Here is a 14,432-nt window from a genome sequence, read left to right as displayed (position 1 = left end):
GCCGACCGCACCTGCGGCTCATCCGGGCCGAGGGATACCAATACGGGGAACTTGCGAATGCGCCGGAAGTCTGCTCCGCACAATGGCACTCCTAGCGACAGCGACGTAACACCAGAAGGCGAGCCCGCGACCTCTACCGCGGAGGGCGTCGCACGCCGGTCCGCGGTCGCCGAGGAACAGGCGTTTCTCGACCTGGCCACGGCTCGGCGCGACAGGCTGGTCGAGCACCTCCAGGTCGAGCTTTCGTCAGAGGCCCTGGACGCGCTGGAGCAGGCACGCCGACGCATGCTCCGCCAGCAGTACGACGAGCTCCGCCACGCAGGGGAAGGGCTGGTCTTCGGCCGCCTCGACGGCCTTGACGGCACCGTACGACACGTAGGCCGTGTCGGTCTCCGCGACGACGGCGAGGACGGTGAGCCACTGCTTGTGGACTGGCGCGCTCCCGCAGCTCGGCCGTTCTACACCGCGACGGCCGTCGACCCCCAGGGTCAGGCACGGCGCCGGCACATCCGCACCACGGGATCGGCAGTCGTCGGCGTGGACGACGAGCCGCTGGACGGCACCGCGACTGCGGAACTCGTGGGCGAAGGCGCTCTCCTGGCCGCCCTCGACCAGCGCCGCACCGGCCACATGGCGACGGCGATCTCCACGCTGCAACGCGAACAGGACGACATCATCCGGGCCGAGGCCACCGGCCCGCTGATCGTTCAGGGCGGCCCCGGCACCGGCAAGACCGTGGTCGCGCTGCACCGCGTGGCGTACCTGCTGTTCACGTACCGGAAGATGGCCGAGCAGGCGGTCCTGGTTCTGGGCCCGTCGCCGCGGTTCCTCCGGTACATCGCCCAGGTGCTGCCCGCGCTCGGTGAGACGGCCGTCGTCTCGGCGACCTGCGACACCCTGCTGGCCGACGTCCGCGTCAGCCGCGACGAGAGCCGGCTCCTCGCCGAGGTCAAGGGCCGCGCCCTCTGGCAGCCCGCGCTCGAAAGCTACGTCGCGTCGCTGCTCCCCCGGCCGCGCGCGCTGAAGCTGCGTTGGGAGGGCGAGTTCTACGTCATCCCCGCCACGACCGTGGCGCAGGCGCTCGCGTCGGCGGTGCAGGGACGCCCGTACCACCGCGCCCGCGCGGCGTTCGCCGAGCAGGTGCACCACCTCCTCGCCGACGTCGTCGCCGAGCAGCGCGAGGCGCTGATGGACGAGATGGAGGAGGGCTTCGAGGACATCCTCGCCCGCGTCGACAAGGGCATGGGGTACGACCAAAAGGCCGCTCGGAGGTCCACCGGCAGCGACGTCGACGGGTTGCTCTCCGAGGAGGAGATCGAACAGTTGCGGTGTCGTATCGCCGAGAACGCCACCATCGCCCGGTTCATCGAGACGTGCTGGCCCACCCTCGACCCCGGAACCCTGCTGGGTGCTCTCCTGACCGACCGCGCCCTGCTGGCCCGGTTCGCCCCGCAGCTGGCCCCCGAGGAGATCACCGCCGTCGCGGCCGAGCCCGCCGGATGGGCATCGAGCGACATCCCTCTGCTCGACGCCCTCGCCGAGCTGCTCGGCGAGGTCGACGCCCCGCCACCACAGGGCGAGTTCGTCGCCGACCGCGCGCGCCGACAGCGTGGCTGGGTGTACGGGCACATTGTCATCGACGAGGCGCAGGAACTGTCCGAGATGCAGTGGCAGATGGTTCTCCGGCGCTGCCCCAGTCGCTCCATCACCGCCGTCGGCGACATCGACCAGGCGGAGGCGGCACACCGGCACACCAGCTGGGCACAGGCGGTGCAGGCCGCTTTCGGAGACCGCTGGACCGCCGCGGAACTCACCATCTGCTACCGGACCCCACGTGAGGTCATGGACCTCACGGGACCGGTCCTGACGAAGGCTGGCAGCCACAACACGCCGCCACGGGCGGTACGCTCCGCAGGCATCGCTCCCTGGGAACGCACTGTCGCACCCGCCGAGCTGGCCGGCGCTGCCGCCGAAGCGGTGCGACAGCTGCAGCAACGGTGGCACGGCGGCACCGTCGGCGTCATCGCCCCCGCCGACCGCACCGCCGAACTCCACGCCGTGCTGACTGATGTGCCGGTGCTCACCGCCACCCAGTCCAAGGGTTTGGAGTGGGACGCGACGCTCCTCATCGACCCCCAGGGGATCGCCGCCGAACCGCGCGGCTGGAACGGTCTCTACGTCGCGCTCACCCGATGCACCCAGGAACTCGGACAGTTGATACTCACGCAGCAGTCGCCGCAGTCATGACCAGGTTTTCTGCGGCCCGGGCCTCATCCATTCGTGCGCTACAGCACCGCAAGCAGGATCGGGCTTGCGGGAGGGGATTCGTATCGGTGCCACTCCCCCGCCATTTCCCACCGACGACACGGGCGCAAACAGCGTAGGGTCGGCGTGCAGTGGAGGACTTCGCGCCCACCGCGCGGGTCTTCCGTCACCTGCATGACGCGATCAGGCGAGTAACACGCCGCACGTTCACCAACCTGCTCCAGGAGGTTCGATCATGTCCAAGGACTCGACGAGCAAGGCGAACGTCAAGAAAAAAGGTAAGACGATCAAGGAGAAGCAGACTGCGAAGCGCCTGAAGCGCGACGAGCAGAACGGGAAATCCTCAAACATCGTCCCCACCGGGCGCTGACGCCGACAGCATCGCCCAGCCGTCCGAACGCGGCAGTGAAGGTGGGGGCTGACGACCGTCGGATCCCCACCTGCCGCATCCACAGTTCCAGGTCACTGCCCCTCGCCGCGCGGACCACGACGCCAGGAATGCAGACGGTCGCGCGGGGCGGCCCCGAAATCACCAGCGAAAGCGCAGGCAATTCGCGTCGTCAGGCACGCGAAGTGCGACGGATCCGGATGCCCGCATACTCGACCGTCGTCGCGCTGGAGACGGGCCGCATCGTGAGATCAGGTTCTGTCGCGGTGACGGCGTGCTTCGATGTCGCGCAACACGTCCGGGTCCCATTGGCCGGCGTTCCAGTCTTCGCTGGTCGGAGTGGGCGACAGGGGCCACGCCGGATTCTGCCCAGCGACCGGCGAGGAGTGTCCGGCGACGAGTCGGTCGACGTCGGCGATCAGCCGCAGGACCCGCGCCCGGCTGTGCAACATGCCCCCGATCAGCGCAGCGGCTCCGAGGGTGCGCAGTGCCGCCTGACCGAACAGGACGGCCGGGGCGGTTCGGTCGGTGGACATCCAGGCGACGACGACGCTGAGGACCAGGCAGGTGGAGAAGACGCGGATGCCCCAGTGGCGGCTGTACGACCGGCCCGGGGAGCCGTGCGCCTCGGCGAGCCGGCGGGTTCCTCGGCCCCAGACCAGCCCGCTGACGGCCAGGCCGATGATGGCGGCGAACAGGATCAGGTTGGCCAGGACAAAGCCGATCGCTGGGGCAGTGCCGGACGTGGGCAGGGGCCGCGCGCTCGGGATGCTGCCGAGGACGGCCGCGGCGATCGCGGCCAGGACGTAGAGGACGGCGAACCCGATCATGCACCAGGTCGCGGCGTCCCAACCTGCCGTCCTGGGCCCGGACGGAGGCGTCGAGGACCGGCACGTGTGGCCTTGGCCGGGGTGGTCGAGTCCGGCTCCGCATGTCGTGCAGTGCACAGTGTTCTCCTGAGCGGCGCGGCCGAGACTTCGCTGGGCCAATGGGGCGTGAGGTATCGCCATTCCGTTGCGGCGGGTAGAGGATCCGCGGGATTCGGCGCGTAGAGGATCATGCCCGTTCGCTGCCGATCGGGCGACCCCGCGCAACGCGAGAGAGTTGTCCGAAGACTGGATCCGAGGGCCCGAGCAGCGGGCCACTGAACGTGACCGGCGCAGATACCATCCACCTGTGGAAATCGATGTACTGGCTCGTTTGGCCGACGTGGCGGATGGCCAGTTCGGCTACCTCACCCACGCGCAGTCGGCCGCCGTCACACCGCCCGGCGATCTGCAGCAACTGTCGGCGGCGGGCCTGGTGGAGGCCGTCTCGGCCACTGTCGTACGGTTTCGGGCCGGCGGCCGCCACCCGACGCCCCGCCTGTACGCGGCCTGGCTGGCTCTGGACCCGACGACTCCGGGATGGGAACGGGTCGCCCCGCAGTGCGGTGTGGTTTCGCACTCCGCAGCGGCGAGGCTCTGGGGAGTCGGCGCGGGCCCGGGCCCGGAGGTTGAGTTCACCGTGCCGCGCCACCCGGCCGGGCCCCTGCCGCCCGAGGTGCAGTTTCACGTCGGCGCGCTCACCGCGCATCAGTGGACGGAACGCCATGGCATGCCGGTCACCACACCCGCACAGACTCTTCGGGACCTGGCGGCTACGGGCCGTCTCGACGGCGCGGACCTCGGCCGTGTCGCCTGGGCGTTGATGTCGGCGGGACAGGTGTCCGAGGAAGCGCTGGCTGCCGGGCTCGCGCCGGATCACCCCGACCCGTCGGCGACTCTGCGGCACTGGCTCGACGCGGCTGATCACCTGGACGGGTGACTGATGACCGAACCTCTCTCGGGACACATCGGCCCGGATTTCCACGCGGCGTTCCCGACCTGGGCGGACCTGCGTCGTCACGTCGCCGCCCAGGCCGACATCCCGGAGTTCGACACGGCCCGGGGTCTGCAGCACCTGCTGAAGGCGGACGTGGCGAGCCGGTTCCACGAGGTGGCCGGGGTCTCCTGGATGCTGTACGGGTCCACCGGCCTGCCAGCCCGGGTACCGCCCAGCACCACGACCGGCCTGGGCCCATCCGCAAACGGCGTCGACGCGGCGTACGTGATGACCCGCTCGGCCTTCGACGTCGACCTGGCCCTGGTCGGTGACGAGGGCCAGGTCGGTGACCGCCGGCATCTGACCGAGCGCCTCGCCTCCGCCCTGCAGACGGTCGCCGCTCCGGAGGCCGAGCCCGGTACCGCCGCGGGTATCGGGTTGGGCGGGCTCGTGCGGTACAGCATCTCCGCCATGCGGACGGTGCCGGAGAACGGCAAGGTCTACGGACAGATCACGGCCCAGCCGATCAACCCCCGGTACGGCGTGCGGCGGCCGCCCGCGGTGGACGGTCCACTGACCGTCGAAGTCGACCTGAGCCCGTACAAGGCGGTCACCCAGCCACCCGAGGTGGCACAGCGCCCGGTGCTGGGTCTCGAGATCCCCGGGTTCCAGCCCCTGACGCCGTTGCTGACTCCGAATGCGGACGCGATGGCCGACAAGATCTGCAACCTGGCCGGTGTGCCCCGCAGCTCGCGTAACGCCGATCGCCCACCGGACTTCCACCGGTACAAGGACCTCTTCGACATCTACTACATGATCGAGACCTGTCCTTTCACGGCCGGTCAGCTCCGGCAGGCCACGGAGCAGAACCACAACATGCCCCGCATCGGCCTGCAACGGCTACCGGTGCCGTACCAGCTCTTCCGCGAGCAGGGCGCCGGCGGAGTGACACCACTGCCGTGGGCCAGGGAGTACGAAGCACTTCGCCAAGGATCGGTCCAGCTCCGGCACTACCCGACCTTCGAGCAGATGCGCGCTCGGGTGGGGTCCTTTGCCGACGCCCTCGCGGCGGCACCCGACGACGCCACCTGGAATCCGAGCCGCGGCTGGCAGACGCTACCGCAGCAGCGGCGCTCGGCTGCTCTGCTGGCGTTCCCGCCGGTGGCACAGCGAGCAGGTGAACGGGCCGCCCAACCCGGCAGGGGTGAACCGCCACCGCCTGCCCAGCGGTTCCGGCCCGAACAGCGCCGTGACCAGTCCCCACCGCACCGTTGAGGAACGTCATGTCAGCGCCGTCATCCTGCCTGTCGTGTGGGCAGAACGCCGAGAATCCGAACCGCCGCCCCGAGAATTGGATCGCCTCCGACGACAACTGGCGGGTCAGTCACGCGATCGGTGCCGCAGTCGCCGGTTGGCTCGTCCTGGTGCCACGCCGGCACGTCGTCACCATCGCGGACCTCACCGACGACGAGGCCGCCGCGCTGGGGACCTGGCAGATCCGGTTGTCCCGTGCACTGCACGCGGTGACCGGCTGCGCGAAGACCTACGTCGCGCAATTCGCCGAGCTGGCAGGTTTCGAACACGTCCACTTCCACGTCGTGCCCCGCGCTGATGGGCTGCCCCATCATTTCCAGGGCCCCCGGGTCTTCCGCCTCCTCGGCAAGCCTGACCAGCCCGCCGTCACACCCGCCGAGGTGACCCGCGTTTCCGCTGCCCTGCGTTCCTACCTGGGAGGGTCCGACACCTCGGCGGCACCATCGCTGTGATCGGGCGCCGACGAGCCCGGCGCAGTCGAAATGGGATAGCCACGTCGGCCGGGCCAATGCAATGATCAACATCTGGGTCGCTAGCTCAACTGGATAGAGCATTCGACTGAGTAGCGCGTCCGCTCTCCGCCTTGCGCGGTGATGGGTGCGCTTCCTTCTCCTAGTTGGATCGAAGGGTTCGGGGTTCGAGTCCCCGGCGACCCACTGCGGCGCGGCTGCGGGGCCGGCATCCGCCGGAGTTGACCGGGACGGGGAACCACGTGCTCGAGAAGCTGATCATCCAGAAGACCCTGCGCGTGCCGGCCAGCACCGGCGCGGCCGGCGATGGCACGCCGGTGGCCCGGCAACTGGACGTGGCGCTCCTCGACGTCGGATTCTCGGCATCACGGGCTCTGCTGGAGCACATCGGCGCCCTGGCCCCCGCCCCGGCGATGGACCTGGCCGCCACGGTCGTCTCGGCGGTACGCGAACTGGTGGGCGACCATGTCCGGCACAACGCCTACTTCATCGGCTTCCCGGATGACGTGCCGGACACCGCCGAGTTCTGGACGGAACGCCTGCGGGCGGCCGTCTTCACCGGCGGAGGCACGGCGACCGACGAGCAGCTGCGGGAGGCCGTCGCCTCGGGTGCGGTGAACCTGCTGGACCTGCCGGCTTATGGGACCTACCAGCACACCTATGCGGAGCTGTTGGCCGCGCACGACGAGCTGATCACGGCAGCCGGTGACCGGGTGACCTTGTTGCGGCTCGGCGACGCCGCCGAGGTGGAGGCAACCCGGTTGTATCTGGCCCTGGCCGGCAACTCGACCCCGCTTGGCGAGGCGGACCTCGCGATCCTCAGCGAGCTCGCGGTCGCCTGCGTGGACGGCGCGCAGCCGGCCGAGATTCCGGTACGGGAGAACCGTGCCGTGCTCAACGGGATCCGGCTCGTCCTCGGCCGGCCGTTGGTCGGCGTGGACACGCCGACCGATGTGCTGCGCCTCGCCTGCCAGGTCTCCGGCGGGGACGCCTCGCTCGTGACACCCACGCGATTCCGCGCCTTCCGGCGCCCGGAGCGGCGGATGCTTCTGGCCGCGCTGAACGACGTCGTCGGCGCGAGTCCCGGCAAGCTCGGTGACGTCGTGCGCTACGGGGAGCGGTGGAAGCGGCTCGGAGAACGGCTCCATCCGCACGAGTACGACAGGTGGCCGCACGCACAGGCGGTGTTCGAGGTCGCGCGTGGCCAGCGGCGGGTGCCCACCCTCGCCGGTCGCGCGGAGGCGGCGATCCGCGCCGGAGCCATCGGTTCGGCCACGTCGGTGCTGTCGGCGGCGCCGGGCCTACTCCTGCGATCTGCGGACCGGCTGCTGCGGCTGGCGTCGGAGCCGGAGCGAAGCGGTGTCGTCGAAGCGGTCGCCGGCGCGCTGGGCTCGGCGTCCGGCCGAGTGCTGCTCTCGCTGCGGGAGCATCTGGACAACCGGCTGACGCCCATGTCTGCCCGGATGTACGCAAGCCGCTCGCGCAGCTCGTGGGTAGGTCCCGACGAGCGGCCACCGCTGCCGGCCGAGCTGGTGGCCGAGCTGACGTCGCTGCTCGACGCCGAGATCAGCGCCCGGCTGCCGCAGCCGGAACGACAGCTGGTGGTGGACCCCGAGGTGCTCGACGTGGCGCTGCCGCTGTCCGGCAAGGCGGCCGAAGGCGGGTTCGCGGTCCTACCGAGGGGCTCCCGGGCGTCGGTGTCCGGTGAGCTGCTGCGGTTCTTCACGTACTGGCGCCAGGCAAGCCGCCGTACCGACTACGACCTGTCGGTGCTGCTCCTGGATGACGAGTTCCACAGTGCGGGTCAGGTGTCGTGGACGAACTATCGCCACGATGGCGTGGTGCACTCCGGCGACATCACCGACGCGCCGAACGGGGCGACCGAGTTCGTCGACGTGCCCCTGACAACCGGGGGACGCTATGTGGTTCCGCAGGTCTTCATCTATGCGGGCGAGTCGTTCGACGAAGTCGCCGAGTCGATGTTCGGATATCAGGCCCGCACACGGGACCAGCTCGGTGCCCCCTTCGACGCACGGACGGTCCGCGCGCGTTCGCACCTGCGCGGCCAGGGACGGATCGCGCTGCCGATGGTGTTCGCCAGAAGCGAGGGCGGCTGGCAGGCCGTGTGGCTTCACCTGTACCTGCCGGGTGCGCCGTCGTTCAACCGAGTGGAGGACAACACCTTCACCACGGCCGACCGAGTACGGGCACTGATGGAGCGGCGCTACCTCACCGTGTCCTACCTGGTCGACCGGTGGCGGGCACGGGCCGAGGTGACGACGTGGAACGGCCGGCTACCGGACGAGCCGATCACGTTCATCGGCATTCACGCGCCTGAGGACCTGCCAGACGGGTCGGAGGCGTATACACTTGATCGGCTCAGCGAGTTGATCCCTGAGTAAGCGGCGACAGCCGAGGCCATGCGGGCGCTTCCTTCTATTTCCGTTCAACTCGGGAACCTCCGTGCAAGCGGAGGATGTGGTTATTCAGCTTCCGCGCTTTCCTCGACTGTCGCACCGCACGTGTCGATGGCCAGGGCCGTCTCGCGGTGGACCCGCAACTGTTGGCGCTGCTGGACGCGATCCAGGTCAACGAGTCAGCCTCGTCCTGATCGCCGCCACCATCTGGCTTGCCTGATCGATAGGACAGGCCCCAGGTCGAGGGTCTGCACGGGCTCGCGAGCGGACAAGCTCAGGCTCAGTCCTCGATGACCAGGGCGCGAGCTCGCGTGCAGGTCCGGCGGAACTGGACGGCCTGCTTGCAGCGAGGGCCGAGTCATCGTGCACTCGCTGCGGCGCGACGACCTGGGTGCCAGGTTTCCCGGCCTACTCGACGCCGTCCTCGTCGCCCTGGCGAGCGAGGACCACCCTCCTACAGCGCACGGCGCCCGGTAGCCCAACGCTTCCCGCGTCCGGACACCCGGTGCTCGAACGAGGTGCACGCACCGTTGAGGAAGATCGCTTGACGCAGCTGGTTAACGCGATTAACCTACAGATAGCACCGTTAACCAAACCTGGAGGTCGGCATGGCCGAACACCTGAGCATCGCCGGCAACACCCTCGCCTACGAGGTGTCCGGGCAGGGTCCGCTCGTGGTCCTGGCGCACGGCATCGGCGACAGCCGGCACTCCTACCGTTTCCTCGCTCCGGCCCTGGTCGCCGCCGGGTACCGAGTCGCCAACGTCGACATCCGCGGCTGCGGCGACTCCAGCCTCGGCTGGGACGGCTACAGCCGCACCGACATCGCGGGCGACCTCATCGCCGTCGTACGTCACCTCGGCGGCCCCGCCGTGATCATCGGCCAGTCGATCAGTGGCGGTGCGGCGACCATCGCCGCGGCCACCGCGTCCGATCTGATCAACGGCGTCATCGAGCTGGCGCCGTTCACCCGTGCGCAACCCTTCGATCTCGGCGGGTTGGTGCGGGTGAAGCGTTTCCGCAGCGGTTACAGCCAGATGGCGCAGGTCATGGTCCGGGGCAGTCTGTCGAGCTGGAAGAAGTACCTCGACGTGGCGTACCCGGTCAAACCCGCCGACTGGGACGCCGAACTGACGCGTATCGCGGCGAAGCTGACGGAGCCCGGCCGGATGAAGGTCCTGCAGGCCATGTGCAAGACCAGCCCGAGTGACGCCGGCGCGCAGCTGACCAACGTCACCTGCCCGGTCCTGGTCATCGAGGGCAGCCTCGACCCCGACTGGGCCGACCCCCGCGCCGAGGGCGAGAAGATCATCGCTGACCTGCCCAGGGGTCTCGGTGAGCTGGCCGTCATCGCGGGTGCCGGTCACTACCCGCACGTGCAGACGCCGGATCAGGTCCTCGCGCTGGCCCGTCCCTTCCTCGACAAGACGCTGGCGAATGCCTAGGGCCCGGCTCACCCCGCAGTCGGTCACCGAGGCCGGCGCCGCCCTGATCGATGAGATCGGCTTCGAGAACATCAGCATGGGCCTGCTCGCCGAACGGCTCGGCGTCAAGACCCCGGCGCTCTACAAACACGTCACCAGCCAGGCTGATCTGGCACACCGGATAGCTGTTCTGGCCATGGCCGAGTTCGCTGACGCCATTCGCGACGCCATCCAGGGCCGGGCCGGCAGCGATGCCCTCGCCGCCGGCGCGCAGGCGATGCGGACGTACGTGAACGAACACCCGGGCCGGTACGCGGCCGGCAACGCCGCCCGCCCGAGCGGACCCGACGACCCGCTCGTCCCCGCCCTCGAACGGGTCGTCGCCTCCTGGGCGGCCATGCTGCGCGGCTACCGACTGGACCCCGTTCAGGAGATTCACGCCCTGCGGATGCTCCGCAGCGCCCTGCACGGATTCTCGACCCTGGAAGCGGCCGGCGGTTTCCAGATGGACGCATCCGTCGACGACAGCTTCACCTGGATGATCAATTTTCTCGACCACGGTCTGCGTGCCGCCACCAGCAGCGCCCTCGCACCCACGAGCACCGCGACATCGCCAGCCGGCGGCCACTGATGGTGAACATCGACGAAGAGCCGAAGGACGCCCGGATCGAGCGGCACGCGAGCTGGGCCGAGCTCTTCTTCGACCTCGTGGCGGTGGCCGGCGTGGCCGCCCTGGCACACGTGCTCGGGTCTGAACTGGACGCGGCGGCACTCGGTCTCTACGCACTGCTGTTCCTGGCTCTGTGGCTGTCCTGGACGACGTTCATGCTGTACAGCAACGTCGCCGCCGGCCAGACCCGCGTGCTGCGGCTGATGGTCGGCATGTTCGGCCTCGGGGTCATGGCCGCGTCCGTGCCAGGCGTGGCGCACACGGTGCTCGGACACGGCGGCGACAGCCGTCCGCTCAATGTCTTCGCGATCGCCTACATCGCCACGCGCGTCTACGGGTCCAAGTCGTGGCAACGCGGCGCCGTGTTGCTGGACTTCCCGGTGGTGCAGTACTCAGCGGGCCTGTTGCCCTGGTTCGCGTCGCTCTGGGCCGACGAACACGTGAAACTCGGGCTCTGGGCGGCTGGAGTCGGCCTCGACCTGCTGCTGATCCTGGTCCTGTCTGGCAGCAGGATTTTCCAGCGCGTCCAGTCGTACCTCACCGCGCAAAGAAGTCCTCGGCGTCGGCCACGATCAGGAGTCCGCAATTACGGCACGGGACCGGTCGTCCACGGGGTGTCGGTCGACCCGGCCCACCTCTCCGAGCGGCTGGGACTCTTCGTGATCATCGTGCTGGGCGAATCGGTGGTGCAGGTCGTCGCCGCCGCAGGCGAGGCGCGGTACGACATCGGCCTGCTGGCCACCACGATCGCGTCCTTCGTCCTGCTGGCCGGTCTGTTCGGCCTGTCCGTCGTCTTCGGATACGCCGGCCTGCCGCACCTGCGGGCCGGCCGGATCCCCACCCGCGCCGCCCTGGGCCTGCACTGCCTGGTCACCGGCGTCGTCGCCACCATCGCCGTACCGCTCTCTCTGGTGGTCGGACACGGCGCCGACCCACTGCCCGACCACGGTCGCTGGCTGCTGTGCGGCGCGGTTGCGGCCTACTTCACCCTCGGCGTGGTCACCGGCGTCGCCAGCCGCAGTTCCGACCTGCCGAGGACGATCTCACGGGTCACCACAGGCATCGCGGCCCCACTGTTGCTCGGCCTGCTCGCCACCGCCGTCAGTGGCCGAACGCTCGTGGTCTACCTGGCCCTGATAGTCCTCGCCCACCTGTGGTTCGAACGACGACTGACACCAATCCAGGCCGCTCCCACCGATGAAGCGCCCGACCGCGCGGCCGGCTCACGAACCCTTCCTTAGCGAGCAGGCCGGGCTGTACGAGCCTGACACCTCCCGGGCACACGCCTCACCCGCGGCGTCCGCCGTCTCTGAAACGGCCGCGACTCGCCCTCCGAACACCCCTCACTTCACAGGTGACTGGCCAACCAGTCACCGAGACGGAAATGGAAAACATGGTGAACAGGCTCCGCCCCCTCGCCGCTGCCGCCTTCCTGCTGGGCCCGGCGCTCTATCTCGCTGCCGAAGCGATCACGGCCGCGGCGTGGAAATCGCCCAGCTACAGCTACGCCGACAACTGGATCAGCGACCTCGGATCCGCAACAGCCGGGGTGTTCCAGGGCCGCGAACTCGACTCGCCGCTGCACGTCGTCATGAACTCCGGCTTCATCGTTCAGGGCATCCTCTTCGGGATCGCCACAGTGCTGCTGTCGCGAACGATCAGCGGACGGTCCCGAACGTTCACCGCCGTGACCGGGGTCGTGACCATGATCGGCTACATCCTTGTCGGAACCTTCCACGGTTCCCTGCAGGCGCAGCAGAACGGCACGCTTCCCCTGCACTTCACCGGAGCGACGCTGGCGATCGTCGGCGGGAACGTGCTTGCCCTCGTCCTGGGCATCCACTGGCGAAAGTCTCCCGAGACGCGGCTGATCGGCCTCATCAGCATCGTCGTCGGAGCATTCGGCCTGGTCTCCGTGGTCGCTCTCTTCCTCACCTTCGGTGCCGGCCTGCCCTCGGGGGCGATCGAACGCGGCTCCGTCTACACCATCGTCATCTGGCAACTCGCCGTCGCCAGCACACTCCTGCTCAGCCGGGCCAACTCTCGCGCACCCCGCGCCGCCGCGACCGGTGCATCCACAACCACGGCATCCACGAGCAACTGACCCGCCAGCTCCACATTTCGCACACCTGCAGGACCATCGGTGATCGCCGGTCTGAAGCAGCGGCTGGCCAGGACTCCGTGGCCGGATCCGGGAACAGTTGACGACTGGTCGCAAGGGGTTGGCGTAGAGCCGCTGTCGGACGGGGAGCGGAACTCCTCGCCGGTCTGTCGGTTCACGAGGTAGACGCCGTCGTCATCGCTGCCGAAGCCCAGCTTCGGATCGGACGCGAGCACCTGCCCGACGAACAGCAGAATCCGGGGACTGCCGACCACGACCAGATCGGTGGGGTTCAGGTCGACCGTGCCCGGCGGTGACACGACCCGGTACTCGGTCTTCAAGCCGAGTCCCCGAGCGAGGTTGGACAGCTTCTCGTACGCGGCCAGCATCTCGGCGGAAACGACCGCGTACGGGTTCGTCTCACCCGCCTCGAACGTGCCAACGACCGGCGACAGTGAGCGCGCCACCTGCCCGGCGTCGCTTGGTCCGGTCGGGGTCCATGCCGTGGCTCACCGCCTCATCCGGACCAGCCGCTACCACCGGTATCACCCAGCACAGCCGGCTACCCCAACCGGTCGACACAAGCGCAGATCCGTATCTGAGGGCGAGCGCGGCGAGGAGTCTGTGACAGGAGGTTAGCCTGGAGCGGCGAACGACCTTGGGGGATCGTGGTGGGGGATCTTGATGAGGCGGCGGCGATCTTCATGGGCGTGCGGCCACGTCTGTTCGGGATCGCGTACCGCATGTTGGGCAGCGCCAGCGAGGCCGAGGACCTGGTGCAGGACGTATGGCTGCGTTGGCAGGCCACCGACCGGAGCGTGGTGAAGAACCCGGGCGCGTTTCTGGCGACGACCACGACGCGGCTCGCGATCAATGAGCTGCAGTCGGCGCGGGCGCGCCGCGAGACATACATCGGTCCGTGGCTGCCGGAGCCGGTCGACACCAGCGCGGACCCGTTCCTGGGCGCCGAGCGCGGGGAGGCGCTCGAACTCGCGGTCCTGATGCTGATGGAGAAGCTCACCCCGCAGGAGCGGGCGGCGTACGTGTTGCGGGAGGCGTTCGACTACCCGTACCCGCAGATCGCCGCAATCCTGCAGTCCACCGAGCCGGCCGTGCGGCAGCTGGTCAGCCGGGCGCGTAAGCACGTCGCCAGCGAGCGGAAGATCCCGGTGCCCGAGTCCGCGCAGCGCCGGCTGCTGGCAACCTTCCTCGACGCCGCCCGCACCGGTGATCTCGAAGCATTGGAGAAGTTGTTCGCGGCCGATGTGGCGAGCGTCTCCGACGGCAACGGCGCGCGGCAGGTCTCCCGCAAGGCGGTCGTGGGCGCGGCCCGGGTGGCGAAGTACATCGCCGCGTTCTCGGCCGATTACTGGGAGGGCATGGACCTGCGGTGGGTCACCACGAACGGGCAGACCAGCGCGATCATGCGCCGCGGTGACACGGTCCTCGGGATCGTCACGGTCGTCGCCTCTTCGGAGGGTATCGACCAGGTGCTGTGGATGATGAATCCGCAGAAGATCGCCGCCATGGCCGACGTCACAAACTAGGGGGCAGCCCGGTCTCTATTGGTGAAGGCGAGA

General features: G+C 69.2%; 12 protein-coding genes and 1 tRNA gene. 12 read left to right on the top strand and 1 reads right to left on the bottom strand.

What is annotated here, in order from left to right:
- The first annotated feature begins 57 nt into the window (after nt 1–57).
- Nucleotides 58–2,247 (top strand): HelD family protein, encoded by a 2,190-nt coding sequence (locus MILUP08_RS14555; RefSeq protein ID WP_007458895.1) that lies wholly within the window; start codon nt 58–60, stop codon nt 2,245–2,247.
- Nucleotides 2,248–2,500: 253 nt separating this feature from the next.
- Nucleotides 2,501–2,635 (top strand): hypothetical protein, encoded by a 135-nt coding sequence (locus tag MILUP08_RS37115; protein ID WP_007458894.1) that lies wholly within the window; start codon nt 2,501–2,503, stop codon nt 2,633–2,635.
- Nucleotides 2,636–2,904: 269 nt separating this feature from the next.
- Here the strand turns inward: MILUP08_RS37115 and MILUP08_RS14550 are convergent, their stop codons facing one another.
- Complete coding sequence (locus MILUP08_RS14550) at nt 2,905–3,483, bottom strand: hypothetical protein (protein ID WP_007458892.1); 579 nt, start codon at nt 3,481–3,483, stop codon at nt 2,905–2,907.
- Nucleotides 3,484–3,829: 346 nt separating this feature from the next.
- On the opposite strand from MILUP08_RS14550, the gene MILUP08_RS33815 reads away from it, so the two are divergent.
- From MILUP08_RS33815 to MILUP08_RS14505, 10 genes are all read left to right on the top strand, one after another.
- Entirely contained in the window at nt 3,830–4,459 is a 630-nt protein-coding gene (locus MILUP08_RS33815; RefSeq protein WP_051065721.1) for a hypothetical protein, read from the top strand.
- Nucleotides 4,460–4,462: 3 nt separating this feature from the next.
- Nucleotides 4,463–5,731 (top strand): nucleotidyl transferase AbiEii/AbiGii toxin family protein, encoded by a 1,269-nt coding sequence (locus tag MILUP08_RS14540; protein ID WP_007458888.1) that lies wholly within the window; start codon nt 4,463–4,465, stop codon nt 5,729–5,731.
- An 8-nt stretch (nt 5,732–5,739) separates the two neighbouring features.
- Nucleotides 5,740–6,222 carry an HIT family protein gene (locus MILUP08_RS14535; protein WP_007458886.1) on the top strand — a complete coding sequence of 161 codons (483 nt, stop codon included), beginning with the start codon at nt 5,740–5,742 and terminating at the stop codon, nt 6,220–6,222.
- 74 nt (nt 6,223–6,296) lie between these two features.
- Nucleotides 6,297–6,426 (top strand) — tRNA-OTHER (locus MILUP08_RS35690).
- Between the two features lie 56 nt (nt 6,427–6,482).
- Entirely contained in the window at nt 6,483–8,642 is a 2,160-nt protein-coding gene (locus MILUP08_RS14530) for a TerD family protein (RefSeq protein WP_007458884.1), read from the top strand.
- A gap of 623 nt (nt 8,643–9,265) precedes the next feature.
- On the top strand, nt 9,266–10,102 hold the full coding sequence (locus MILUP08_RS14525; RefSeq protein ID WP_007458881.1) for an alpha/beta fold hydrolase: 837 nt from the start codon (nt 9,266–9,268) through the stop codon (nt 10,100–10,102).
- The gene (locus tag MILUP08_RS14520) at nt 10,095–10,712 is read left to right on the top strand and encodes a TetR/AcrR family transcriptional regulator (RefSeq protein ID WP_007458879.1); all 618 of its coding nucleotides are present in this window, start codon (nt 10,095–10,097) and stop codon (nt 10,710–10,712) included. Before MILUP08_RS14525 ends, MILUP08_RS14520 begins: the two co-directional genes overlap by 8 nt.
- Entirely contained in the window at nt 10,712–11,992 is a 1,281-nt protein-coding gene (locus tag MILUP08_RS14515; protein WP_007458877.1) for a low temperature requirement protein A, read from the top strand. Before MILUP08_RS14520 ends, MILUP08_RS14515 begins: the two co-directional genes overlap by 1 nt.
- Before the next feature lie 143 nt (nt 11,993–12,135).
- Complete coding sequence (locus tag MILUP08_RS14510) at nt 12,136–12,855, top strand: DUF998 domain-containing protein (protein WP_007458875.1); 720 nt, start codon at nt 12,136–12,138, stop codon at nt 12,853–12,855.
- Between the two features lie 668 nt (nt 12,856–13,523).
- On the top strand, nt 13,524–14,399 hold the full coding sequence (locus tag MILUP08_RS14505; protein WP_007458871.1) for an RNA polymerase sigma-70 factor: 876 nt from the start codon (nt 13,524–13,526) through the stop codon (nt 14,397–14,399).
- Nucleotides 14,400–14,432: the final 33 nt, after the last annotated feature.

This window comes from Micromonospora lupini str. Lupac 08 (genome assembly GCF_000297395.2).
GTDB lineage: Bacteria > Actinomycetota > Actinomycetes > Mycobacteriales > Micromonosporaceae > Micromonospora > Micromonospora lupini.
The sequence above is the reverse complement of the archived record's forward strand: the minus strand, read 5'-3'. Positions and strand labels throughout refer to the sequence as shown.